The organism is Sphingopyxis lindanitolerans (genome assembly GCF_002993885.1).
Lineage (GTDB): Bacteria > Pseudomonadota > Alphaproteobacteria > Sphingomonadales > Sphingomonadaceae > Sphingopyxis > Sphingopyxis lindanitolerans.
The window spans coordinates 1,759,219-1,784,006 of sequence record NZ_CM009578.1 but is presented as its reverse complement, the minus strand read 5'-3'; the positions used below and the strand labels follow the sequence as shown (position 1 = coordinate 1,784,006).

Annotated in this window: 18 protein-coding genes and 2 pseudogenes; 11 read left to right on the top strand and 9 right to left on the bottom strand. The window is 61.1% G+C overall.

Annotation, left to right across the window (positions count from 1 at the left end; all coding sequences use genetic code 11):
* Window positions 1–20 precede the first annotated feature (20 nt).
* Complete coding sequence (locus CVO77_RS08600) at window positions 21–359, top strand: hypothetical protein (RefSeq protein ID WP_105998679.1); 339 nt, start codon at window positions 21–23, stop codon at window positions 357–359.
* Window positions 360–468: 109 nt separating this feature from the next.
* Here CVO77_RS08600 and CVO77_RS08595 read toward each other — a convergent pair whose 3' ends face one another.
* Both CVO77_RS08595 and CVO77_RS08590 read right to left on the bottom strand, forming a co-directional pair.
* Window positions 469–1,311, bottom strand: coding sequence for a proline dehydrogenase (locus tag CVO77_RS08595; RefSeq protein WP_105998678.1), 843 nt, complete (start codon window positions 1,309–1,311; stop codon window positions 469–471).
* On the bottom strand, window positions 1,308–2,432 hold the full coding sequence (locus tag CVO77_RS08590) for a GNAT family N-acetyltransferase (protein WP_242446152.1): 1,125 nt from the start codon (window positions 2,430–2,432) through the stop codon (window positions 1,308–1,310). The genes CVO77_RS08595 and CVO77_RS08590 overlap by 4 nt, the downstream gene beginning before the upstream one ends.
* Before the next feature lie 247 nt (window positions 2,433–2,679).
* Here CVO77_RS08590 and CVO77_RS08585 point away from each other — a divergent pair.
* A pseudogene (locus CVO77_RS08585) lies at window positions 2,680–3,000 on the top strand (ATP-binding protein); the annotation flags it as partial.
* Window positions 3,001–3,203: 203 nt separating this feature from the next.
* Entirely contained in the window at window positions 3,204–4,787 is a 1,584-nt protein-coding gene (locus tag CVO77_RS08580) for an ISL3 family transposase (RefSeq protein ID WP_105998671.1), read from the top strand.
* A 65-nt stretch (window positions 4,788–4,852) separates the two neighbouring features.
* Here the strand turns inward: CVO77_RS08580 and CVO77_RS21610 are convergent.
* A pseudogene (locus tag CVO77_RS21610) lies at window positions 4,853–5,069 on the bottom strand (ATP-binding protein); the annotation flags it as partial.
* A gap of 442 nt (window positions 5,070–5,511) precedes the next feature.
* Here CVO77_RS21610 and CVO77_RS08570 point away from each other — a divergent pair.
* Window positions 5,512–7,752, top strand: coding sequence for a TonB-dependent receptor (locus CVO77_RS08570; RefSeq protein WP_146130837.1), 2,241 nt, complete (start codon window positions 5,512–5,514; stop codon window positions 7,750–7,752).
* Between the two features lie 67 nt (window positions 7,753–7,819).
* Entirely contained in the window at window positions 7,820–8,917 is a 1,098-nt protein-coding gene (locus CVO77_RS08565; RefSeq protein WP_105998676.1) for a phosphotransferase family protein, read from the top strand.
* A gap of 196 nt (window positions 8,918–9,113) precedes the next feature.
* On the opposite strand, the gene CVO77_RS08560 is transcribed toward CVO77_RS08565, so the two are convergent.
* The 3 genes from CVO77_RS08560 to CVO77_RS21605 all read right to left on the bottom strand — a co-directional run bounded on the left by CVO77_RS08560 (window position 9,114) and on the right by CVO77_RS21605 (window position 12,289).
* On the bottom strand, window positions 9,114–10,115 hold the full coding sequence (locus tag CVO77_RS08560) for a DUF7064 domain-containing protein (RefSeq protein ID WP_105998675.1): 1,002 nt from the start codon (window positions 10,113–10,115) through the stop codon (window positions 9,114–9,116).
* A gap of 39 nt (window positions 10,116–10,154) precedes the next feature.
* Entirely contained in the window at window positions 10,155–11,132 is a 978-nt protein-coding gene (locus CVO77_RS08555; protein WP_242446179.1) for a phosphotransferase family protein, read from the bottom strand.
* A 149-nt stretch (window positions 11,133–11,281) separates the two neighbouring features.
* Window positions 11,282–12,289 carry a DUF7065 domain-containing protein gene (locus CVO77_RS21605; RefSeq protein WP_242446151.1) on the bottom strand — a complete coding sequence of 336 codons (1,008 nt, stop codon included), beginning with the start codon at window positions 12,287–12,289 and terminating at the stop codon, window positions 11,282–11,284.
* A 383-nt stretch (window positions 12,290–12,672) separates the two neighbouring features.
* Between CVO77_RS21605 and CVO77_RS08545 the strand changes: the two genes are divergently transcribed.
* Window positions 12,673–13,809 (top strand): phosphotransferase family protein, encoded by a 1,137-nt coding sequence (locus CVO77_RS08545; protein ID WP_054586672.1) that lies wholly within the window; start codon window positions 12,673–12,675, stop codon window positions 13,807–13,809.
* A gap of 122 nt (window positions 13,810–13,931) precedes the next feature.
* On the opposite strand, the gene CVO77_RS08540 is transcribed toward CVO77_RS08545, so the two are convergent.
* On the bottom strand, window positions 13,932–14,939 hold the full coding sequence (locus CVO77_RS08540) for a DUF7064 domain-containing protein (protein ID WP_058801215.1): 1,008 nt from the start codon (window positions 14,937–14,939) through the stop codon (window positions 13,932–13,934).
* A 208-nt stretch (window positions 14,940–15,147) separates the two neighbouring features.
* Window positions 15,148–16,731, bottom strand: coding sequence for an ISL3 family transposase (locus CVO77_RS08535; protein WP_105998671.1), 1,584 nt, complete (start codon window positions 16,729–16,731; stop codon window positions 15,148–15,150).
* Window positions 16,732–17,100: 369 nt separating this feature from the next.
* Here CVO77_RS08535 and CVO77_RS08530 point away from each other — a divergent pair, with 369 nt between their 5' ends.
* The 5 genes from CVO77_RS08530 (at window position 17,101) to CVO77_RS08510 (ending at window position 22,788) form a co-directional block, all read left to right on the top strand.
* Window positions 17,101–17,742, top strand: coding sequence for a TetR family transcriptional regulator (locus CVO77_RS08530; protein ID WP_158213701.1), 642 nt, complete (start codon window positions 17,101–17,103; stop codon window positions 17,740–17,742).
* A 284-nt stretch (window positions 17,743–18,026) separates the two neighbouring features.
* Complete coding sequence (locus CVO77_RS08525) at window positions 18,027–20,636, top strand: TonB-dependent receptor (protein ID WP_105998670.1); 2,610 nt, start codon at window positions 18,027–18,029, stop codon at window positions 20,634–20,636.
* A gap of 8 nt (window positions 20,637–20,644) precedes the next feature.
* Window positions 20,645–21,724 carry a phosphotransferase family protein gene (locus tag CVO77_RS08520; protein ID WP_088473819.1) on the top strand — a complete coding sequence of 360 codons (1,080 nt, stop codon included), beginning with the start codon at window positions 20,645–20,647 and terminating at the stop codon, window positions 21,722–21,724.
* Window positions 21,725–21,859: 135 nt separating this feature from the next.
* Window positions 21,860–22,327, top strand: a complete 468-nt coding sequence (locus CVO77_RS08515) for an Lrp/AsnC family transcriptional regulator (RefSeq protein WP_088473820.1) — start codon at window positions 21,860–21,862, stop codon at window positions 22,325–22,327.
* On the top strand, window positions 22,324–22,788 hold the full coding sequence (locus tag CVO77_RS08510) for an Lrp/AsnC family transcriptional regulator (protein WP_054586678.1): 465 nt from the start codon (window positions 22,324–22,326) through the stop codon (window positions 22,786–22,788). Before CVO77_RS08515 ends, CVO77_RS08510 begins: the two co-directional genes overlap by 4 nt.
* A 97-nt stretch (window positions 22,789–22,885) precedes the next feature.
* Here CVO77_RS08510 and CVO77_RS08505 read toward each other — a convergent pair whose 3' ends face one another.
* On the bottom strand, window positions 22,886–24,649 hold the full coding sequence (locus CVO77_RS08505) for an N-acyl-D-amino-acid deacylase family protein (RefSeq protein ID WP_054586679.1): 1,764 nt from the start codon (window positions 24,647–24,649) through the stop codon (window positions 22,886–22,888).
* Between the last annotated feature and the right edge of the window lie 139 nt (window positions 24,650–24,788).

Genomic DNA, 24,788 nt, shown 5'->3' with positions numbered 1-24,788 from the left:
AAACGAAAGGAACCTCTCCCATGGCCAATCAGATCTCCTCTTTCCGCCGCTTTCCCGCTGCCTTCGCGATCGTCGCGGCTTCGGCGCTGGCTTTCACCGGCCTGATCGCCTCGACGTCGCCGGCCTATGCCCAGACGGGCAGCAGCGATTATCGCTGCTCGGCTCTCGCCGAACAGGCCTATACCGCCGCCAACGGCGTCGACAGCGACAAGCAGGCCAGCGCGAAGCGCTTCGTCGCAACCGGCAACAAGCTCTGCGAAGCCGGCAATGAACGCGCCGCCGCCAAGCAGTTCCGCGCCGCGCTCAAGCTTGCCGGCGTTGCCGAAGTCGAAACCGACAGCCGGATGGCATCGCGTTAATAGGCGCCTAGGCACCTGACACCCCTCTCCGGTCCGCCCTCTCCCTCTCCCGGCGGACCCTCAAACTGGGGCGGCACTCACAACGAGGCCGCCCCATTTTATTTTCCCGCTATCCGCGATCGGGCAGGCCGAGGCGGTCGCGCAGCCACCATAGGGGCAGATGCGGGCGCGCGAGCGCCTTGTCGATCGCATAGGGCCACCAGCCGGGGCCAAAGGGAATATAGATACGAATCGGCACGTCACGCCGCCGCGCCTCCGCCATCGTGCGGCGGCGCGGCAGCCCGCGCAATTGCTCGAGCTCGCACGGCGTCCCGGCGGCGACCAGCCGGTCGAGCGCGCGGCCGACGAGCCTCGGGTCGTGCGTTGCGACCGCCACGGGCGCGGTGCGGCCCGCCAGCCGTTCGATCAACGCCAGATAGGCGGCATCGATATCATCCGGATCGCCGTCGGGGTCGGCCCACTCGCCCTTGACGATGCGCAGTCGCGTCGGCGTGTCGCGAAGCCGCGCCGCGTCGCCAAGGCTGCGCCGCCAGCGCGCTGGCAGCGCGCAACCCGTCTGCGGAAAATCGGCGCGCAAGGCTTCGCTCGCCGCGATCGTCGCCTCGGCATCGGCGGGGCCATGGGAATCGAGCATCAGCACCGTCCCCGCCATCGTGGCGGCATCGGCGACCGCGCGCAGGTGGCCGGGATTGAAATCGAGCGGGGGCGCCTTGACCGACAGGTACGAACAGGCCCCCGTCGCCAGCAGGGCACGATAGGATTGGACGATCGTGTCGGGCGTGTCGCGGTCGCCTTGAAAATAGCCCACGGTCGCCGCGATTCCCTGTCGGCGCAGCCGATCGCACAGCGCGGCGGCGTCCGCCGGTCCGGGCGCGGGCAGCATATTGCCCAGCGCATGGGGAAGAGCATAGCGGCGCTCGCGCAGCCAGTTCCAGAACGACGAGGATGTCATCGCTTTCGTGATCGCAGCCGCTGCACGGCCCAGACGCACCCGTCGGAGACGAAGGCGACCATGCCCGCGACGGTGCAGGGATAGGTGCGCACGCGCACGCAGGCGTGATGGTCCTGCGTCCAGAACCGGGTGATCCATGTTTCGGTCTCGCCCAGCAGCTCGAAGCTTTGGAGCCCCTGTTCGGCGGCCCAGCGCAGCGCGTGGAGCATTAGCAAGGTGCCCGGCGAGCATTTGCCGAACCGGTCGTCGTGACCGATCTTGAACAGCCAATATCGCCCCGACCAGATCAGCGCGAGCTGCATCGCCACCGCTTCGCCGTCGATGCGCAGGAACGAGAGGCGAAAGTTTCCGCGCGCCGCCGCGGCGCGGAAAAAGCGACGGAAAAAGGTTTCGCGCAGGCGATCGACCGCGATCGCGCTTCCGGCTTCGCGCTTCCAGCTTCGCGCCTCGACGCCGACCGCTTCGTCGAAGAGAGCATCGAATTCGGCGAGCGACGGCGCCAGCGTTTCGTAGCGCACCTGTCCCAGCGCCGCGGCGCGGCGTGCGGCGCGCCGGAAATCGGACCGGCGCCCGGCGTTGAAGCGGCTTTCGGGATCGCGCCAGCCCGCGTCGAGCCGGATCATCGGACAGGGTGTGCCCGGTCGGATCGAGAGCCAGCCGTGGCCTGCCATCGCTGCGCGAAGCACGGCGAGCAGCGGCGATTCGACAGGAATGCGATCAAGCGAGAGCGGCCGATCGAGGGTGCGGAGCGCCAGCGTCAGCGCCGCCGCATCGTCCGCTTCTTCGCACAAAAGGTCTCCGGGTTCGAACAATTCGCACGATCCCGCCATGCGCCAGCGCGCCCGCCAGCCCGGCTCGCGGCAGAGCGGTAACAGCGCCGCGATCGCCGAATCGCGCAGGACGCAGAACAGGCGGCGCTGCTGGCCGACCAATAGTGGATCGAGCGCGGTCGCGAAGGCGTGCGTCTGCGTCGGCCAGCGCCCGCCGGCTTCGAGACGCTCCCATTCCGCCGCCAGCCAATCGGCATCGCCAGCTCCGGCGAGATCGACCATGCGCGCGGACGGGACGGACGCCGATGGCGCGTCGGTGACGGCGCCGGGATTGAATCGCGCGTGATACAAGCCACACCCCCGCCTGCCGCTTACGCCGAAAATGCTAATAAATTTCTGCGAAGCGCGGGGTTATCGTGCCCGTTTACCGGCGGCGGTAGCGAAAATACCAGATTTCATGCCCCTATTCAATTAAAATATTGTAAAATATAGATTTTATGGGGAATAATCCCAGTGGTAATCCAACCAGCAATCACCCAGCAATCACCGGATTCTAGGGCGTAAAAACCTCGTGCCCACGGCACAAAGGCTCGCGTCGATGGTGACACGCCTCGAAGAGGAGACCCGGATCGGCAAGGGCGGGACCCTGGCGGCGCAGCTGTCGCGGCTCGACCTGATCGTGCTCGACGAGCTCGGTTATCTGCCGTTCGCCCGCTCCGGAGGGCAGTTGCTGTTCCACCTCATCAGCAAGCTTTATGAGCGCACCAGCGTCATCATCACCACCAACCTCGCCTTCGGCGAGTGGCCCACCGTCTTCGGTGATCCCAAGATGACTACGGCGCTGCTCGACCGCGTCACCCACCACTGCGATATCATCGAGACGGGCAACGACAGCTGGCGCTTCAAAAACCGCAGCTGACCGCCACCTTCGGCGCCTTCAAAAATCTATCTTGCGCTGCGCGCGCCTCCGGTCGGGCTACGCCCGCCCTCCGCCGCACGCAGCGCAAGGCGACCCTCAACTAACCAGCATCATATCCGAAAAAGGGGTCCCTCTTCGGCTCTGACTCACTTTTGGTGCAAGTGCGTTGATAGTGGCGAGTTTCCCCGAAGGAGGACATCGCCATGCATGGGAGAGGTTTTCGCGAAGCCATTGCGCCAATAGGATTGGTGATCGACAAGGTCGAGTATGCCGCCAATCAGATACTGATCACCGGGCGATCCCGATTTCGAGTTTCGATCTGCCCGAACTGCTGCCGCCCATCTGCGCGTGTCCACAGTCGATATCACCGTACACTCGCCGATCTACCATCTCATGGCCGGCCGGTTCGGATTACTCTTGTCGCCCGGCGTTTTCGTTGCGCCACATCTCGGTGCGCCACGCGTATCTTCGTTGAACGCTTTCCTCCGGATGTGGCTGCAACATTTGCCCGGCGTACGGCCCGCCTGGATTCTATCGTACATCACCTTGGGCTGGCGCTGGGTGGGCGTCCGGCGGCCAGCTTGGCGCGCCGCCTTCTGATGCCGGTCAGCAAGGACACATTGCTTCGAACTGTGCGTCGGCGCTTCAAGGGCGCTCAGGTGAAGCCGACGATCATCGGCATCGACGACTGGGCGTGGAAGCGCGGACAGCGATATGGCACGATCGTCTGTGATCTGGAGCGCCGACAGATTATCGACCTCCTCCCCGATCGTGGCGTCGCCACCGTGGAAGCGTGGCTCAAGGCCCGGCCGGAGATCTGCATTATCTCGCGTGATCGCGGTGGCGGGTACCGCCATGCGGCCGCGCGGGCCTTGCCTGGCGCCCTGCAGATTGCCGATCGCTGGCATTTGATGGAGAATGCCAGCCAGGCGTTCCTCGACGCTGTCCGTAAATCTATGCGCGCCATTCGCCAGGCACTTCAATCCGCCGAACCCGATCCAGAACTCCTCACCTGCGCTGAGCGGCTTCAATACGAAGGCTTCAAGCGGCGTCAGGATGCCGATGATACGATCCGCTCGCTGCTTGGGAAAGGGGCGTCCATCAAGGCGGTTGTTCGCGCGACCGGCTATGCCCGCAAGACCGTACGCCAGGTCGCTCGTGGCGGACGATCCGATATGTTCCGCACCCGGCTTAGCTCTCTCGACCCGTGGCTCGGGACGCTCGATGCCGAATGGCGTTCCGGTTGCCGGAATGGTGCCGAACTCTGGCGGCGGCTCAAAATCATCGGCTTTAACGGAAGCCTGCGTGTCGTTGCAGAATGGGCGACGCGGCGGAGGCGCAACGAGGCAGCTCCGAACAACGTGTCGCGCGTCATTCCATCAGCCCGTGTGATTGCCCGGCTTATGACGATGGCCCGCGATCAACTCTCGAAATCAGAAGCCACGCTTATCGCGACGATTGAAGCCGCCGTGCCGGCGCTCGTCGTCGTTCGAAATCTTGCCGACCGATTCCACCGGATCATCAGGCAACAGAAAGACTTCGAGCTCGCCACATGGATCGACGAAGCCCGGAAAACTCCGCTTCGTTCGTTTGCGAATGGCTTGAGCGACGACTGGAATGCCGTGAAGGCCGCTATCGTGGAGCCCTGGTCCAACGGGCAAACGGAAGGACAGATCACGAAGTTGAAGCTCGTCAAACGCCAGATGTATGGACGCGCCAAGCTCGATTTGCTGCGGGCGAGGCTGATGCCACCTCGCGATCATCCCTCTGTATTGCACCAAAAGTGAGTCAGAGCCCCTTTTGAACGCCGTTTGACATCGCTGGCTTTCCTCCCCGGTCCTGACGAGATCGCGCGGTCGAGCAGCGCCGTAGTCATCTTGGGATCACCGAAGATGATGGGCCAGTCTGCTAACGCGGGGTTTGTAGTGATGTGCACACTGAAGCGCTCATAGGCCTTGCTGATCAGAGGGAGCAGCGCCCTCCCTTCGTCTGAAGGGCGGATATCCAAGCTTATCGAGCAGCATCAGGTCGAGCCGTAACAACTGCTTTGCCAAGGTCCCGATCTTGCCGGCCCAGGTCCCTCTTAGCGGCGTGTTGCCATTTCTGATGTGGCGGATGCTGCGTTTCCGGCGCGGACAAGTCTGCCGGCAAATCAGGATCGAGCGCTTTGCGGGGTTGCGATCAAACTTCATTTTCCGATCAATCAGCCCGACTCAAGGGGCGAATTGAAAAGCAAACTGGGAGAAAACGTTATTATATTGACAATTATGACCACTTGGGGGATTTATGCCTGAATGCTGGCGCAGACCAGTTGAAACTATGCGGGTTTCGGGGCTGGCTTGAGCTAGTCGACGGGAGGATGGAAAATCATATATTTTTGAAGATTTTAGCCGGGTGTGCGGCGCCTACCGCTTAGCCGCTGGGCACGCTGCATGTCTGCGCCTCAAAGATCACAGCCCGCAAAAATAAGGATGCGCGCCGAGACGCGCGAATGGGAAGGGAGAGACTGAAGTGATTAATCGATCAAACCAGCTTGCCACAGTGTCCGCGTTGGCAATGGCGGGCATCATGCTCGGTGTATCGACGTCTGCCAGCGCGGCTGACACTATCGAGGGAAGCGAGGCGCCAGCAAGCCGTGATGCCTCGGCCAACACCGATGGAAGTTCGACGGGGCTAAACGAAATTATTGTGACAGCTCAGAAGCGGTCCCAGAATCTCCAAGATGTTCCTGCAGTAATTAACGCGCTCGACGCGGGCATGATCGAGGATCGCCAGATTGGCGGTCTTGAAGAGCTTCAGGGGGCGGTTGCGGGCCTCAAGTTCGACCCTGTTTCCGGCAACTCCAACATTTCCATTCGCGGCGTCGGCACCACCTTCACGACCGGCGCGGGCGAAAATTCGGTCTCCTTGCATCTCGACGGCGTCTATCTTTCGAGCCCTCAGGGCGCTGGCCTCGGCCAGTTCGACCTTGGCGGGATCGAAGTGCTGCGTGGCCCGCAAGGGACACTTTACGGCAAGAATTCCACGGCGGGTATCGTCAACTTCATATCGGCGGCGCCTACCCGCGAGTTCGAAGCGGGCGTTACGGCGGGCTACGGGAATTATGACGACCTCAAAGGCTCGGCTTATGTCAGCGGCCCGCTTAGCGACGGAGTGCGCGCGCGGCTCTACATCGAAGGTGGCCAACGCGATGGCTATGTCAAGAATCTCCAGACCGGCCAGGATCTCGACGATCTGCGCTACATCGGTGGCCGTTTCGGTATCGACGCCGACGTGTCGCCCGGGTGGGATATGGAAGCGCGCCTGACCTACCGGCGCGAAGCCAGCAACGGCCCGGTGCGTCAGCCCTATGACCTCAACCGCCTGTCCTTGCCGATCCAGGATACGATCGTCACCCCTCGCCGGTTGAACTCACCGCTCATTTTTGACGGCAATCGGTCCATCGCGCTGGCATCGCTGAAAAACACGTTCGATCTCGGCGGCAACGTAAATCTTGTCTCGATCACCGGCGCTTCTCGCCTGCGCGTCAATTACAATTCGCTGGACTCGTTGGCGCAAGGAAATCCGAATGACCCGATCTTTGCAAATCTGACCATTCCGATCGCCCAGGGTGTCCGGGTTTCGACCTTCTCACAGGAATTCAACCTCAAGGGCGACAGTGGGCCGGTGGACTGGCTGGTGGGGGCCTTTTACTATAATGAAATCAACCGAACGACCGGCTCAGTTACCCTCGACGGACGGCTGCTTGGCAGCCCGTCCGCACTCATCCGTGTGTCCAACGGCCGCTCGAAGCGCGAAAGCGCCTCCATATTCGCAGATGCCACGATCAGCGTGAGCGACGCTACCCGGCTGTTTGGTGGCGTCCGGGGTCTTTACGAGCGGTCGCAAAATGATCTGTTGGTGACGTTCCAGCTTCCCGGCGGCACGGTCGTTCAGACCGATTGCAGTCCGGGCGCACCGCTTCAGCGCGTGACCGACTGGTCGGCTACGGGACGCATAGGCCTGCAGCATGATCTGTCGGACGATGTCATGGCCTATGGGCAGTTGTCGCGTGGGTACAAGTCCGGCGGCTTTTCCAACAGTACCTGCGGCAATCAGTATAAACCGGAAACGGTCAACGCCATCGAGACGGGACTCAAGACGCGGTTTCTTGACAGGCGTGCGACGCTTAACCTCTCGGCCTTCTACTATGATTACAAGAATATCTCGGTCGAGCAGTCGACGATATTCGGGACCAATGTCGTAGGCGCTCCGAAAAGCGAGATCTACGGGCTGGACATCGACGGGCGGCTGCAGGTCAATGATATGCTGAGCTTCGATGGCAACGCGAGCTTCGTACACAGCGAATATAAGCGCTTCCTGTCGACGGGTGGCGCGATCTTTGGCGAGCCCGATGGTACCGATTTGGCGGGACGGGCTCTCAACAAGGCTCCGGGTGCGTCCGGTACGATCGGCACGCAACTCGAATTTCCCGTCGGCTCGGGCAAGATCACGCTTCGCGGCGAGGCCTATTTCACAAGCGGATACCGCCTCCGCGAATATAATGATCCCTCGCTGCGGCAGAATGCATATGAACTGTATAATGCATTCGTGACGTACGAACCCAATGAATTGGTCACCGTGCGTGGCTTTGTCCGGAACATCACCAAGACAAATTATATCCAGGGGACTGTGGTGCAGCTCAATGGGGTCACGGGGGTCTATAATCCGCCACGCACCTATGGTGTGGAACTGGCACTGAAAATCCGCTGAGGCACCAGGGCCGGCCTGCGGGCCGGCCCGTCGCCGAAGAATATTGAACACGGAAAGTTGATTTGAAATGAGTGCGGAAACTGAAGAATTGCAGGGGTTCTACGACAAGTCGGTCGCGGCTGCGAAGTCGGGCTACCCGGAAATTGACGCAGATCGGCTGGCAGCCTTCATTGCTGCGCAGCCCGGCATCGAAGGCCCCGTCACGCTCAGCAATTTCATTGTCCCGCAATCATCCGGTGCCAGCAACGGCATTCTGTTGTTCACGGCCGAGTTCGGGCGGAGCGGCGAGCGTCGCCGGGAAGACATGGTCGCGCGTTACGCGCCTGGCACGACCATGATCAAGCAGAAGAGCTTTTCTGACGAGTTCCTGACTCTCGTCGCGGCATACAAGCGCGGTCTGCCCGTGCCCGAGCCGCTATGGCTTGACGCGGACGGTTCGGCTGTCGGCTATCCGTCCTTCGTCATGGCGCGGATCGAGGGCACGCCTCCCGCGTCCGCAATGTACTCCAAGGGGCCGCTCGCCGACGTCAGTCCGGAAGCGCGCAAGGCGATGATGCTTGAAGCCGCTGGCTTTCATGGTCGCCTGCGCCGCGAGGCGATCGGTCGCGAGGAACTGCCGCATCTGCTCGCGCGCGGCAGCGGTGAAACCGATATCGAACGCGAACTCAACTGGTTCCTCGCGGAAGCAAAACTAAGCTCCGAGCCGGACGATCCGAAGCTCGACCCCATCGTCGAGGCTCACCGCTGGATGGTCGCGCACCAGCCAGCCGTTCGCGAGGGAACGCTTGTACAGGGCGATTCCCAGATCGCGAATGTGATGTTTCGCGACGGGCGGCTTGCGGCTGTGCTCGATTGGGAACTCGCCTATCTCGGCCATAATGAGGCCGACCTTGCGCTCATCGTCTTCCTCACCGAGACGATGAAACAGCTCGACAAGCATGTCGACGGGACACCGACCGAGGCAGAATATCTTGCTCGGTTCGAGGAAGAGGCCGGCGCTCCGGCGGAACATTATGACTTTTTCAAACTGTTTCCTCTCTTCAAGACGCAGTGCATCCTGCTATCGGGGCGGAGCTTCCAGCCAGCCTTCGAACAGGTCTGGACCTATTATCTCGCCCACCTTCATGCCGAACTCGCCAACGCGAAACGCATATACGGCGATTGACGCCGCGGATCGGGGCATGGCGGACAGCACCCGGCCCGAGAAGCAACACAATGGACAGGGGCCGCGCAGCTTGCCAGCTGCGCGGCCCCTCTATCATTAGCATCGGGTCCGGCACTTTCGCGCATTCTCAAACGCGATTGCCGGTTGGGCGTCGCCGTGCCGGCGCCTTTTCCGGGCGCCGGCAACCCACGTCGATTCAAATAATATAATCCTCGGCCTTGCTGAGCCCCTCGGCAATCGCAAGAAAACTGACGTCCGCCTGGTTCGGGATATATGAACCCCGGCCAGGGTTCGTGCACATTTCGAGATCGACGAACCCTGTTTTCCCGCCATATTCAAAGGTCGAGATATTGTCCTGCGAGAATGTGCCCATCGCCGGCAGAGGTGTGAGGAACCCCTGAACGACCTTGGATTCGATCCTGAGCTGCTCGCCGGACTCAAGCGTCATGATGCCGATGCTCCCGAGCGGAGTCAGGCCATCATAATCAAAAGTCACGGCAACCCGCAGGTTGGTGATCGCCTCCTGCTTGCCGTTGCGATCGACGAAGCCCATTGTCATCGGGGTCGTTTCGTTGAAATCGAGAAAGAAGCCCGCGAAGCTGAGTTCGGAACCACAGGTGCCGGTGTACATGCGATATCGATGCATCATGGGCGCGCTGTCGCTGCGCTTCCCCCATGACCGGTCGCGATGGGCAAGAGCGTCAATTTCATATTCATTGTCGCCAATTCGGACTTTCCCGCGAATGCGGCCGCCGCATTCGAGGTGACCATCGGAATTGGTAGCTTCTTCGAAATGCTCTGTATTCTTGCCCGACGGCCAGTTGCGCGGTGTATAGAAGCTCTCGTAGAATTCGATATCAGCCGAAGACTCAGGCTCGTCCCAAGTGTAGCGCATCCTGCCGTCGCCGAGAGCCTCGGCCGTGTGGCTGCCAACGACCTGCTTGCGGGACTGGCGCGCGTCCGCACCCAATTGTACCTCGTTGCGCGGGGCGCTGTTGAGGACAAATCGTTCACCGCCCGTCTTGAAGACGAACAGCATCAGCTGGCCCGTGCCCTTGTTCGGCTTCTGGCCGATGCGATGGAAGCCTCCCACGCCCAATTTGACATCATAGAACCAGTAGCAATCGCTCTCCTGCCAGCTAGGTTCGTCGCTGAACTGGTGCGGGCAATCCCAATGATCCGAGAACACGGCTTCCATTACCTCAATCCCTTCTTTTCTGTTTGTAATGACTAAAGATCACGCCCCCGCACCGGCCATACCATTGACCATCGCCATGAAACCTTCGCCCGGCGATGCGTCCGGCATACCGAGTTTGCGCGCCATCAGCATCGTCGCGGGATTGTTTGTCAGCACGTCCGTCCCCGCTGGCATCCGCCCTTCGCCGACGAGGCGATCCGAGAAGCGAATTCCCACGATGTTCATGCGGAACCAGGCGAGCATCGAATAATAGTCCAGATCGGCAACCGGCCGACCGCGTTCGGCTTCGTAATGGGCGATGATCTCGGCGCGGCTTGGCAGACCCTCGAGCCGCGCTACCCCCGACAGCGTCGAGAAATTTTCCTCGGCCTCGAGCCACCACGCGAGATCTGCTTCGCCGGGACCGAGGGAAGCCATTTCGAAGTCGATCAGGGCTGCTACGCTGAGGTCGGGTCCGAACATCATATTGGCAGGTGTCGGATCGCCCCAAAGGACGCTGACATCGGTGTCCCGGGGCTTGTTTGCCATGAGATAGTCGAGGGCGGCGTCGGCAACTTCGAGCCGGCGACCAGCTTTGGCCCAGATATACCAGTCTCTGGTCCAGGCAAGGAACTGATCGATGCCGGGTTCGCCCCGCTGGCGGTCGTCCAGAAAGGAAAAGCCTTGCCGCCAGTCGATCCGGTGGAGCCGCGCCAGCGTTCCGATCGCTCGCAGCCATATCTCGCGTCGCTGTTCGATCGGCAAATCGGCGAGCCACCCTTCGACGTTATAATTCGGCACCTGGTCAACGACCCGTCCTTCGATCGCCTCCATCACGAGGAAGGGGCTCCCGATCGGCGCCGGGTCGGGTTCGACACCGAGCGCGCGCGGGGCAGGAATATGGGGGTGGAGCGCGAGCGCCTCCATCATCCGGTGCGGCAGCCTGATATCGGCGTCAAGGAAAAGGTCCGTCCCAGCGAGTTGTCGCCTGATGACGAGTGCGCGTTCACGATGTTCGCCATCGGCTTCATAAGCCATGGTAGCGAACATCGTTTCAGCGGAGTTACCCGTGCCGCTGGGAAAACGCAGGGGCGACAAGGTCAGGTCGCCCAGTTCGGCGAATTTCTGCCGCAGCCAGGCCTGAAGGCCTGTCCGCATCGCCTCGCGGTCGATCGTCTGCGCGCCGCTCATGGATGATTCAACCCGGCCCGGCTGCGGTAAAGACCGTTGTCGAGTCTGCCGCTCGCCACGAAGGTCGGACGATCGGTTCCATTGCGTGGGTTCAAGATCGTGTCGATGAGGCCACCGCCCGTGCGATTGCCGCAACGTATTGTGCATGGCATCGCCATCTCGAAATGCTTCTGACCAAGTTCAAGCCAGACATTGCCATATCCTTCGGCCTCGAACGTCAGCCGGCCAAATTTTTCCGAAACGGCCACGACGGTTCCGCCCCGATTGGATAGCCCGTCAAATGCCATCAGCACGGACGCATCCTCGATCACGGCGGTGTCCACTTCGCCATCCTTTACGATATAGCCGAAAAGACTTTCGAGCCCGGAGCGCATGCGCCCGCCGCCGAAGCCAAAAGAAAAATCCTCACCAAGCGAGCCCACGAGCCACCAGGCGGCATACATGTCGGCATTGGGGTTATCCATGTGCCGTGGGCCCCAGCTATGGTCGCGATAAGTAAAGCCCGAAATGGCGCGCTCGGGCTCATCGCCGATTCGAACGGACCCCGAAAAAGTGCCGCCGGCCTGGAGATGATTGGCTGCCATCACGCGGCTCGTTTCGTTCCGCATGCCAGTGAGGTCCCAGAAATCATAGGGTGCGTGCACATCGCGGACCTGGATATCGAGATCGACATTCTCGTCGCTGGCACGCCACCGGCTTGAGCGGACGCCGAATGTGGCGGACTGGAAACCATCGGCATGGAACGTGTCGACGGTCCGGTCGGCTTCGCGAAGAGGAAGCCCTTCAGCTGTGCGGGAATAGTTGAGCCCGTTACGCGAGGTCACGCCAAAGCAGGACCGGGTAAGGCCGAGGATCGGTTGATGGCCGATCCGGATGAAGCCGCCGATTTCCTGGGAGGGATCGGCCCAGCCAAGGACAATGCTTTCCTGCCATTGCGGATCTTCCCCAGGATCGTGCGGAAGCTCGACATCATCCGGCAGCGGTGACAGTTTCGAAATTTCCATGGCCTCCTCCCTTCATTGCGCATTGCGCGCGATTCCTCGAAACCCGGGAATCGTTCGTTCATTAATTACGCAGCTAATTATATTTTCTTTCCGCCGTCAACAGGGCTGCTGCTGCGGCGGGTTTAACGGTGCGTTGCGGCGGAGGAGCGGGCAGCGGGCACGCGCCACGAATTTTTTAGGTATTCAATTAATTATCCGTTGACTTTCGCTGCTCAATGGGCCCGATGGTGCTTCGCCCTCGTTGCGGGAGCGTCGTCTGCGGTCACGAAACATGGCACAATCGTTCGAGCACCGCGGATGATCGCCCGAGGATCCCGCCTGGGCGATGGGCGCCAACCTGCGGTCGAGAGCCGGCCGCGCGGCAGAACAGAAACGGGAGAGTCATGTCGGAACTCGATGTCGATCAGATTGGCGCAGCTATCGTCAAGCATCAGCGTGGTGCGCGGTTCGCCGAAACCACTCCCGATCAATGGGGCGACCGGCTCATGCAGTTTATCGGCGCGCAGGCGGGAGTCTCGGACGTCCGAGTCGCCAACGTGCGCGAAGTCGGCACAGCTGCGGGTGGTTCGAACGGAACTCTTCTGTTCGAGGCAAGCTGGACCGAAGACGGCGAGCCGCGCTCGTCGGGTCTCGTCTTGCGTTTCATGCCGACGCGCGGCCTGTTCCACGCCTATGACGTCACCGCGCAGTTCAACCTGCAGCGCGCGCTTGAAGCCACCGATGTGCCGGTTCCGCCACAGATCTGGCTCGATCCGGACGGCAACCTTCTCGGTCGCCCGGGCTATGTGATGGGAATGGTCGAGGGGGCGAGCGCGCCGATGACCTGGATGACTTCGGGCATCATCGCCGACGCTGAGCCGGCAGCGCGGCGCGAGATGCAACTGGGCTATCTCGAAGCGCTCGCGCGCGTGCATGCGCTGGACTGGCGGGCGCTCGGGCTCGAATGGCTGGAAAAGCGCGCGGCGGGTGCGCGTCCGATCGAGCGCGAGGTAAATTGGTATTGGGATTCGCTCGAATATGCCGACTGCAAGCCCTATCTCGAAGCGCTGCGACCGCTCCGGGATTGGCTTGTCGCAAATGAGCCGGCCGACATTGATACGGTCCTGTGTCATGGCGACGCGAACTTCGGCAATTATCTCTATCTCGGGACTGCGGTGTCGGCCGTGGTCGATTGGGAGATGAGCTTTCTCGGGACGCCCGAATGCGATGTCTGTTTCACGCATATGGGCGACCAGATCATCCAGAATGATGTCCCGGCTCTGGAAGGGACGCTGAGTTATCAGCAGCGGATTGCAGAATATGAGCGACTGTCGGGGCGCAAGCTTCGCAACATGCCCTATTTCGAGCTGTTTACGGCCTATCGGCTGGCGGTCATCAACGTGCTGACGTTCCGGCATTTCCCGGAGCCCATATTGCGCCAGTTGTTGCCAGTCATCGAACGCGGGCCGAAGATCGCCGCGGATTTGGCCGCCAGGGTCGGACTGGAGATTTTGCTGCCGCCGTCGGGCACGATCGACTGAAATTTAGGGTCCACTTGTTCGCTCGACCCCGAGCGTCCTCTCCGCACTGCGACGCTCGCGAGATCGCGAGTCCTTGCGGCTGCGGCGACCGCAGCAGTTACATATGCGGTCGCCTGCCTTTTTTAGCGGAGCCAGGAGGGGTCAAATCCCCGCTGGGAAATTCCGTCGTTCGTGTTGGCGAGAAAGAGGTGCGACACCGCCTGATTGCCGCGATGGGCATTATCGATCATGTTGAAATCGCACACGCCCTCCAGGCCTTGCCACCTGGGGATAGACAGAACTTCGATCCCTGCCGGAGAAGAGTTCGGACCGCCATTGTTGAGGTCTGTGGAAGTCACGACGCCATCGACAGCTTCGACGTCGATACGAAGGGTCTGGCCGTTCTCGAGCTGCGCCACAGTCCAGCCGCCGATCGACGAGAGGCCGTCGCCCAGCGTGCAATTGACGGTATGGAAATCCCGGATAGGCTCGCGCTTTCCATCGAGCATCACATAGCCCATCTTGGCGAAGGCGCCATCCTCGGCCTGCATCGTGAGCAGCGAGTAGCTCAGCTTCTCGCCCACCGTGCCGGCATGCCAGCGCGCCGAGCGAAACATCGGTAGCGGGCGCGGTCCGTAGCCATGATCGCGGTAGCCGATGCCATTCTCGATCGTGACCACCCGGTCGCCGATCCGGACGCGGCCTTCCACCCGGCCGGCGCTTTCCGGGTGGCCATGATCGTCGCCTCCCGAAGTCAATGTTCCATGACCCGGTCCTCCGACCACCTCCCATTCCTGCGAAGGATACCAATCATAGATGCGCAGGTCCGCTTCCGCATCGTCGTCGAACGCCTCGAAGCGACAATATTCCATATCGGGAATCGTGAATCGCATCGTTCCGGAACTGGCCATGACATCGGTTCGATCGCCTGCCTCCAGAGGACGGTCGAGCAGGTGGCGACGGAAGCGGGTTCCGTCGGGGAATGCCATCCCCCAATGCGTCTGCGTGGTCTTCTGATTCACATAGGATCCCGTGCGCAGGAAGCCGACGAGGCCAGTGTCCGGATCACGAAACACCAATACCCAGGATTCCTGCCAGAACGGATGATTTCCAGGGTGATGGGGCAAATCAATCGCAGAATACAGGCTCATCGGTCTCTCCACTATTTTTGACCTTCAACATCTCGAGGCCTCAGGATTCGGGATCAAAACCCGATCTTCGCAGGATCGAGCCGGCCGCGGTCCGAGCCTAGAATTACTCGATTAATTAAATGATGACAAGTTTGCATCTCGGCGGTGCGGTCATTCCGCGCGCCAAGGGCTCCAGGTGTGTCAATCGGCGTGCAAACGGGGCTCTGACTCACTTTTGGTGCAATACAGAGGGATGATCGCGAGGTGGCATCAGCCTCGCCCGCAGCAAATCGAGCTTGGCGCGTCCATACATCTGGCGTTTGACGAGCTTCAACTTCGTGATCTGTCCTTCCGTTTGCCCGTTGGACCAGGGCTCCACGATAGCGGCCTTCACGGCATTCCAGTCGTCGCTCAAGCCATTCGCAAACGAACGAAGCGGAGTTTTCCGGGCTTCGTCGATCCATGTGGCGAGCTCGAAGTCTTTCTGTTGCCTGATGATCCGGTGGAATCGGTCGGCAAGATTTCGAACGACGACGAGCGCCGGCACGGCGGCTTCAATCGTCGCGATAAGCGTGGCTTCTGATTTCGAGAGTTGATCGCGGGCCATCGTCATAAGCCGGGCAATCACACGGGCTGATGGAATGACGCGCGACACGTTGTTCGGAGCTGCCTCGTTGCGCCTCCGCCGCGTCGCCCATTCTGCAACGACACGCAGGCTTCCGTTAAAGCCGATGATTTTGAGCCGCCGCCAGAGTTCGGCACCATTCCGGCAACCGGAACGCCATTCGGCATCGAGCGTCCCGAGCCACGGGTCGAGAGAGCTAAGCCGGGTGCGGAACATATCGGATCGTCCGCCACGAGCGACCTGGCGTACGGTCTTGCGGGCATAGCCGGTCGCGCGAACAACCGCCTTGATGGACGCCCCTTTCCCAAGCAGCGAGCGGATCGTATCATCGGCATCCTGACGCCGCTTGAAGCCTTCGTATTGAAGCCGCTCAGCGCAGGTGAGGAGTTCTGGATCGGGTTCGGCGGATTGAAGTGCCTGGCGAATGGCGCGCATAGATTTACGGACAGCGTCGAGGAACGCCTGGCTGGCATTCTCCATCAAATGCCAGCGATCGGCAATCTGCAGGGCGCCAGGCAAGGCCCGCGCGGCCGCATGGCGGTACCCGCCACCGCGATCACGCGAGATAATGCAGATCTCCGGCCGGGCCTTGAGCCACGCTTCCACGGTGGCGACGCCACGATCGGGGAGGAGGTCGATAATCTGTCGGCGCTCCAGATCACAGACGATCGTGCCATATCGCTGTCCGCGCTTCCACGCCCAGTCGTCGATGCCGATGATCGTCGGCTTCACCTGAGCGCCCTTGAAGCGCCGACGCACAGTTCGAAGCAATGTGTCCTTGCTGACCGGCATCAGAAGGCGGCGCGCCAAGCTGGCCGCCGGACGCCCACCCAGCGCCAGCCCAAGGTGATGTACGATAGAATCCAGGCGGGCCGTACGCCGGGCAAATGTTGCAGCCACATCCGGAGGAAAGCGTTCAACGAAGATACGCGTGGCGCACCGAGATGTGGCGCAACGAAAACGCCGGGCGACAAGAGTAATCCGAACCGGCCGGCCATGAGATGGTAGATCGGCGAGTGTACGGTGATATCGACTGTGGACACGCGCAGATGGGCGGCAGCAGTTCGGGCAGATCGAAACTCGAAATCGGGATCGCCCGGTGATCAGTATCTGATTGGCGGCATACTCGACCTTGTCGATCACCAATCCTATTGGCGCAATGGCTTCGCGAAAACCTCTCCCATGCATGGCGATGTCCTCCTTCGGGGAAACTCGCCACTATCAACGCACTTGCACCAAAAGTGAGTCAGAGCCCTTTTTGCACGCCGATCCACACTCCAGGTGGGCAATCTTGCGATGTGGCGCAAAGCGAGGACGGAGCGGCTCGGGGAACCGCTGATACAGAGCATGAGATGTTTTTATCGCCTCAAGCCATTTTCGAGCCTGGTCTACCTGCGAGACTGCGCCGCGGTCTCCAAGTGCAATACTGGCATCGCCGCGCGGCCCAGGCGGTCGCTATGCCATTGTTAAAGCCGGTGCGGCTGGTATGCTTGAGTCCTGTCGGCACGACAGGACCGAATTCAGGAAGCGCTGGGGAGATCGATGAGGGCGCCTGCGATGAAACCAAGAGGCCGACGGGCCAAGACAGCCGAGCCGGAAACCCCGCCGCGCGATCGGCTGGTTGAGGCAACGGCCAATCTCATGGTTGAGCGAGGATCAATTGATGTTTCGCTCGCCGATATTGCACGGCGGGCCGATCTCAATTCTGCTCTGATCAGCTACTATTTCGGCAACAAGGCGGGGCTGATGATGGAGTTGCTTCGCTCGGTTCTGGGCGGCGACATATCAAAGCTCGATGCCTTCTCGCAGCGACAATTGTCGCCTGAAGAGAAGCTGTCGGGCTTCGTTCGCGGGATGATCGACAGCTATTTCACTTACCCGTTCATCAACCCGCTGACCCACCAACTCGTCACCGAAGAGCCCGAAACCTACGGTCCGCTGATCGCGGAGGAGTTCAGCAAGCGGGCGGCAACGATTCTCCGGAACATCCTCGCCGAAGGGCAGGCCTCGGGAGTTTTCGCAAAGGTCGATCCGCTTCATCTTTATTTTCACATCGTCGGTGCCTGCGATCAATTCTTCCATGGCCGTTATCAAATGCAGCATATCTTCGGCATCGGCGCGATCGACGAGCCCATGAAGCAAGGATATTCGAATTATCTCGCCAACGCCGTGGTGAAGAGCCTGCGTCCCGCAACTTAGCCGACTGCCGGTCAGCACTGGCCCGATCGATATCGAAGGCGTCGGCCGTGCCGTACGTCTCCTTTTGCCATGCCCGGAACAGCAAGGCGCAGGAACGCGCCGCGGGAGAAGCTTGCCCCAACCCCTGATGGCGCTCTAAGGTCGAATTATAACTATATGGACGATCGTATATATATTTTGCGTTGACATTAATCCTAATGATGCCACCACTATGAAGCTCGCGAACCTTCGGGGTCGCGAATGCACGGAGGCAATCTCCGGCGGTCAATGGGAGGAGGCTGACAATGCGCTACGGCAAGAGACCGGATGGGCAGATGCATCGATCGGCGCGCGCTATCGCGGATGGCCTCATCCCCTCATCATCGCGTCTCAGGCTCCATCGACGCGGCAGCAGCGCTGCCGACGGCGAGCCGCGAGACGGCTTCCTGGAGGGAATTGGAATGCGGAGCAAGGCACTGGCACTTTGTGCGTCGATCGGCGTGTTGGCATGGGCTGGGGCAGCGCGGGCCCAAACGGCGCCCGAAGCGCCTGCGGCCGACGAATCGTCGCAGCTGGGCGAAATCATCGTCACGGCCCAGAAGCGAAGCGAGTCGCTCCAGCGCACGCCCGTTGCGGTCAGCGCCTTCACATCCGAGACGCTGGAGCAGCAGCAGATCAACGGCGTTCAGCAGTTGCAGTACAATGTTCCGTCGCTGGTGTTCGCCCAGCTTACCGGCTACTCGCAACTTTCGATGCGCGGCATCGGCTCCGACCTGACGGTTACGGCCGGCGAGCCGACGGTCGCGACGTTCCAGGACGGCGTCTACATGGGTCAGCTCTTTGCCCAGAGCGTCCCCAGCTTCGACCTCGAGCGCATCGAAGTTCTGCGTGGCCCGCAAGGTACCCTGTACGGTCGCAATTCGACCGGCGGGACGATCAATTACATCACCAAGCCGCCGTCCTACGACACGGCTGCCAATCTTGCCTTCACTTATGGAAATTACGATCGCGTCGCGGTGGAAGCCGGGGCAACCGGTGCGATCGTGCCGGACAAGGTGGCAGCACGGGTCTCGGTGAAATATGACCGGAGAGACGGCTACCGCTTCAATGTCTTCGACGGCAAGCGGTACGATGCCAACGACCATCTGAGCGGCCAGGCTGCGCTGCTTATCGAGCCGTCGAGCGACATCAAGCTGACCTTGCGCGGCGACATGTCACGGCAGGTTACGTCCGCGGTACAGCAGTTCATCGATGCGCTCCCGACGCCGTCGAGCATCTCACCCGAAACGCCGACCGGAATTTTCTCCCTTCCGGGAACCGCGCTCGCCGGAATTCCCGGCCTCCTGTCGCCCTCGGACCTCGCGCTGCTGGGGAATCGAAGCATCTCCGACCTGTTTGGCCTCTCGGAGCCCGGGCTGCGTGGAGGCGATCCCACCAAATCGACCCGCATTGCCAATGACTTTCCGTCGCGGACCGAAGTCAATCTTCGCGGGGCCAGTGCGACACTCGACTGGGACATCGGGAATGTATCGCTGAAGTCGATCACGGCTTATCGGTTCAGCAAATTGTTCATCCAGACCGACAATGACGGCAGCAGTGCGGCCATTCTCTACGAGGATCCGATCCAGCAAACCTCGAAGCAGTTCACGCAGGAAGTGAATATCTCGGGGAAGGCGTTCGACGACCGGCTGGACTGGCTCGCAGGAGTCTTTTACCTGCACGATCGCGCAAGTCTGAAAGCGGACATCTATCTGCCCTCGCTCGGCGATCTCATCATTGCCTCCGCCAGCCTGGGCACCGCGGCACCGCCACCGGTCTTCGACCTGTCGCAGCCTCTCATCCCCAATCTCCTCCTCCTCGGGTCCGATCCGCTGCTCGGCAATACCCTTTATGGCGGGCAACCGACGCCCGTCGCCTTTCTGGGCTTCGGTGCCGAGCAGAAAAGCTCCTCGCTGGCGGGCTTCGGTCAAGTCACCTACCGGATCGCGGATCGGTTGCGGGTGACCGCGGGCCTTCGCTACACGCGCGATGAAAAGGACGTCTTCCGGCGGCTCCACTCCAACTTCGTACCGACTGCGGCCTTGTGCGAAACCCAGTCGAAGAAGAGCTGGACCGCGTGGACCGGAACGGCCGGGGTGGATTTCGACCTCTCGGATCGCGCGATGCTCTACGGAAAGGTGTCGCGGGGCTACAAGGCCGGGGGGTTCAATCCGGCGGAATGCACGGGGAGTTTCAACCCCGAAATCCTCTGGTCCTACGAAGCCGGGCTCAAGTCGACGCTCGCCGACAATCAGCTGCGCGTCAATTTGGCGGGCTTCTATTATGATTTCAGCGACATCCAGTTCACGACCTATCTCAACAATTCCTCGACGATCAGGAATGCCGCCGATGCGACGCTTTACGGCATCGAGGCCGAGTATATGCTCGCGCCGCGCGGCCTTGCCGGATTCTCGCTCGATGGGTCCGGTTCGTGGATCCACAGCGAATATGGCAGCCAGCTTCTCCAGGACCCGCTCGGCCTTGCGACGCTCGACATCAAAGGGAACCGCCTTATCCGGGCCCCCGAATGGAAGCTCAACTTCGGAGCGCAGCAGCGGATAGAGACCGCGAACGCCGGCGCCTTCACCCTCCGGGGCGAAGCGGCCTACACCAGCCAAATCTTCCATGATGTGTTCAATGGGGAGGCGCCCTTCCAATCGCAAACCCGCGAAGCGCCTTATTGGATCTTGAATGCCCGCCTGAGCTGGTCGTCGCCGGGCGATCGGTTCCAGGCGCAATTGTTCGCCGAGAATATCACGAACAAGCTTTATGCCTACAGCCGCGTCGCAGCGGCAACGGGGGCCTATGTTTCCGGACAATTCTCGCCGCCACGGACCTATGGCATCCGCCTGTCGATGAAGCTCGGCGCGAACTGAGGCGCGCGATGGCGGAGACACCGAAACCGGACGTTATCGCGAGCGTGATGCGGGCGACCAAGCCGGACTTTACCGATATAGACCCGGCGGACATTGCCCGCTTCCTGGCACAGCAGCCGGACATCGCGGGGCCGGTGGAAATCGCCAATGTTCGCGGTGGCGGCGCCAATGCGGGCGCGTCGAGCGGCGTTGTCGTGTTTGATGCAATATTGGAGGGCAAGGTCGAGCCGCTCGTGTTGCGCTATGCGCCGCTCCGCAACGAGGGCCGCATATTCTTCGACTATGGCATCAGGCAGCAATATGAACTGCAGGCGCGTCTGGCCGATGCCGGGCTTGCGGTTCCGCGCGCGCGCTGGATCGATCCCGACGGCGCCGTGCTCGGGCTGCCGGGCTTCATCATGGAGAAGGTCGAAGGCGATGTCGCGCACGCGTCGCCCTTCAGCGCCGGGCTGATCGGCGACGCGGCGCCCGATGTGCGCGAGCGGCGGATCGCATCGATTTTCCGGGCCCTGGGCAGCGTGCATGGCGCCGCCTGGCAGGGCAGCGCGGTCGCGTCCTGCGTTCGGCAGGCTGCGGGCCGGACCCATTTCGAACGCTATATCAACTGGTATTGGGAAACCGTCGAGTGGGTGCAGCCGCCGCATCGCGAGCGGCTCGAGCGGTTGCGGTCCTGGCTGTTTGCGAACCAGCCCGATATTCATCATGATGACCTGGCGCTGATCCATGGCGATCCAAGTCTCGGCAATTACATGCTCGAAGGCGACGAGGTACGCGCGATCATCGACTGGGAACTCGCGGGTATCGTTGCTCCGGCTTACGACATTGCCATGCAATGTATGGCAAATTCCTATTATCGAGCCGTGTCGGCGCCCGAAGTCGCCGCCAGGATTCCCGATGACGCGAGCTGGGTGGCCCATTATGAAAGCGTGACGGGTCGCAGGGTCGAGCATTTCGAGTTTTTCCGCAGGGCGGTGACGCTGCCGCTTCTGGTCGTCCAACTGTCGATGTCGCGCAATTTTCCCGATGGTCTGCGCGATGAATTCCTCGCTGGTATGGAAGCGATTTGGGCGGTTGGGGAGGGCCGTTAAGCCGGAGCCGCCCAAGTCCGTGCTCGGCTCCGGGAATTGCGAGCAAACTTCCGGGCTGGCGTGCTGCGCTGACAACCGATACGGAGACGTGGCCGGCATCCGCCGGAGCGGGCTAACTGGAAACGGGCGATATCCATGAGCAGCGACATCCTCGACGATCTCAATCGGGCGATCATTGCCGCGCTTCAGGAAAATCCGAGCAGAACGAACAAGGACATCGGGGAAACACTCGGCGTTTCCGAACCTACTGTGGCGAACCGGATCCGGGCGCTCGAAGATGCCAATATCCTGCGCGTCATGATGCAGCGCGATATGCACGCTCTGGGTTATTCGGTGTTCGCTTTGGTCGATCTCAATGTTGAAGGCCGCACGCCCGAAAATGTCGCTGAAGACCTCGCCAAGCTCGATGCATGCACCAGTGTTTCGGTGGCGATGAGCAGCCCGGACATCTTCGCCAATATAAATGCGCCCGATGGCGCTGCGCTCCAGCGGATCGTCGACGAGCAGATTGCGAAGATCGAAGGCATCGCCTCCTACGAGGTCAATACGGCGCTGGAGATCGTGAAACTGGATCCCCGCTTTGGCAAGCTGGGATCCGAATGATGCGCCTCGATGATCTGGACCAGCGTATCATTGGCCTCCTCGCCGAAGATGCGCGCATCAGTAACCGCGAAGCGGCGCGCCTGTTGGGTATCTCGGACACTGCGGTCCGTAAACGCCTGAAGAAGCTGTCCGATTCGGGCGCTGCGAAGATCACGGCGGTGGCTGATTCAGCCGCGTTGGGAATGACCACCGCTGTTCTGGTGCGGGTTCAGACATCTCCCGAAACGGCGCGCGACGTGGTCGAGGCGATGGCCAGTTTCGACGAAGTGAGTTTTGCTGCCTTGATGACAGGACGCTTCAATATCGTTCTGCTCGTGGCGGCGCAAAGTCGTCAGGCCGTGGCAGATATTATTCACATGCATTTACGGCGGCGATCCGGCGTACACCGGGTAGAAACGGTCGAGATCGTCTCGGTCGCCAAGCACAATCTCGATATCGCCCTGGTCTCCAGAAAACGCTGACCCCACCCGGCCGAGGTGCCGGGACTCGGGCTCACGGGCTCCGCACTAGCGACCCTGTGGAAGGGGACGGCCTGCGCCCCCTTCCGGAGATTCACTATCATTCTGCGGCGATCGCCATTGGATGCATCAGCTGCTCATCCATGTCGGCACCGCCCGACCCGACCAGTCGGCCCGGTGTCGCACCAGTGCACTCGGTGCCATTGACGAAGGTCGTCTCGCCATTCACCATCACCCGCTCGATGCCCTGGGGCTTGCAGACGCGCCGCCAGTCGCCATCGGGAAGATCATGGGCGATCTCATATTTGAGCCGCGGATAGTCGAGCGCCTCATAGTCGTAGATGAAAAGATCGGCCGCTTGCCCCGCTGCCAGCGTGCCCCGGTTGTGGAGTCCGAGCACTTCTGCCGGAACCGCGCTGAGCTTGTAGTGCATTTCCTCAAGCGTCATCAACCCGGTCTCGCGAACCATCCAGATGATCGCGTCCGTCGAATATTGACCGCCAGCCCAGAATTTCACATGCGCTCCGCCGTCCGAGGTTCCCGGAATGGTGAACGGATGTTTGAGAACCTGTGCGACTTTCTCGTCGTCAAAGCTCATGCCTTCGGCCACGAGGAAATCGCTGTCGGCATTGGTATCGACCACGATATCCATAAACACGTCGATCGTGGGCCGATTGCCAACGGCGGCCGCGATTTCGCCGACCGACTTGCCTTCATACTGGTTCCATGGGGCGACGCCGCAAGCGTCGTTCAGGACATAATGCTCGAGCGGTCCGCCGGCCGGTGCGAGCAGTTCAGGCCTGTACACGTTGCGCAAGCGCGTGCGATAATCCTCGTCCGCCGCTTTTGCGACTTTTGCCGCGCGATCGCCCGCGAAGGTGAATTCGCGGAACTCGGGGATGATGTTCCAGATATCCCAGTCCATCGGTTTGAATTCGTTCCAGCCGCGCGTGGTCAGGGTCTGGGTGAAGATTTCCAGCCCCTCTTCCCGCGCCTTGTCGACCAGAGCGAGGACTTCCTCATGATAAGTGGGCAGAAAGTCGTTGACGATGACGACATTGTGGAGGACGGGCCGGCCCGACACCCGTGCAACCTCTAGCGCGATCTCACCGAAGCGCGCACCCGGGGTATCGACGAGGGCCTGGATCGAGCCTTCGCCGCGCTCGCGAAGCACTTCCGCGAGCGCCAGAATGTCCTCGCGGCTCATCGTGTCGCTCGGCATCGGGGTGCCGTCACAGTCGATGTGGGTGTTATGCTCGCCCTGGTAGGAAAAGCCGAAGCCGATTGCGCCCGCGTCCATGGCGGCGTGCAGTTCCTGCTTCATGCGCTCCCGCTCTTCCGCAGTTGCCGGACGGCTTTTCGCTGCTTCGAGGCCCATCACATAGATTAGGAGCGGATTGAGGGGAACATAGCTGGCGACGTTGACCCCCTTGGGCACCCGCTTGAGATGCTCGATCCATTCGGGGAAGCTGACCCAGTCCCAGCCGAGCGCTGTCCGCATCGCATTTACGGGAACCTGTTCGGTGGTCTCCATCATCTGCATGTAGCGCTCCCGGTCCTGCGGATGGCAGGGGGCAAAGCCAAAACCGCAATTTCCCACGCCGATTGTCGTGGTGCCATGCCAGCCAGAGTTTGTGGCATAGGGATCCCAGTGCAGTTGAGCGTCATAATGCGTATGGGCGTCGATCACCCCCGGCGCGACGATCTTCCCGGTGCCGTCGATGACATCGCTCGCGTCGCCGCTGATCCCGGCGCCAATGTCCGTTATGATCCCGTCTTTGATTCCGATATCGCCCACGAACCGCGGCGAGCCCGTGCCATCGACGATCGTGCCACCTTTGATGAGCGTGTCAAACTTAGGCATCCCATTCTCCCATCTCTCTGTGTTGCTCGACATTATGGTCGGCATTTGGTTCTCAAATTCGACAAAAATGATGCAAGTATCTATATTATGCGATCCACCATTGAGTCAAATATAATGGGAAATGATGTCATGGCCGGTC